A 717-nucleotide genomic window follows, 5' to 3' on the forward strand; every position below is an offset into this window, starting at 1 on the left:
CACTTACAGGTGTTAACCCTGTATCGACCATTTGAGCATCGCCCTCAGGGTCGTTGTCGTTATCAAGTACATTACCACTGATAGGCTGATCTATAAAACCATTATAGGCATCATCATTGGCAACTGTAATGTTTCCATTGTTAGGGATCACCTGAATGGTCACCGTAGCGGTATCACAAAGTGCAGGTGTTCCGTTATCACAAATAGTATATTCAAAGGTATCCTCGCCCACAAATCCAGGGTCTGGAGTATAGGTATAGCTTCCGTCAGGATTCACAACTACCGTTCCATTGCTAGGAGCGGTATTGGCCGTAACAACAATAGGATCGCCATCAGGATCAAAGTCGTTCACCAATACATTACCACTCACAGGAGTATCTACCTCGGTCGTGTTCGTATCGGCATTGGCAACAGGAGGCTCATTGTCAGGACTACCTACAGGTAATACCTCAATGTACACCGTGGCCGTATCACAGGCGATCGGGTTTCCTCCATCACACACCTGATACTCGAAGGTGTCCTCACCCTCGTATCCCGCATCAGGAGTATAGGTATAGCTTCCGTCAGGATTGAATACCAAACTACCGTTGACAGGACCACTTACCAATGTGAACACCTCGGTGCCCGCAGGACCGTCAGGGTTCTCATCGTTGGTGGCAACACTACCGCTTACAGGCAGGTCAACATAGGTGTTATTGATATCGTCAACAGCTAAAA

1 protein-coding gene is annotated in these 717 nt (G+C 47.6%); it reads right to left on the bottom strand.

Translation table 11 applies throughout. The features are described 5' to 3' along the window. The coding region (locus JS40_RS00050) for an Ig-like domain-containing protein (RefSeq protein WP_152558087.1) at nt 1–717 on the bottom strand (717 nt) is incomplete at both ends.

Source organism: Altibacter lentus (assembly GCF_000746845.1).
Lineage (GTDB): Bacteria > Bacteroidota > Bacteroidia > Flavobacteriales > Flavobacteriaceae > Altibacter > Altibacter lentus.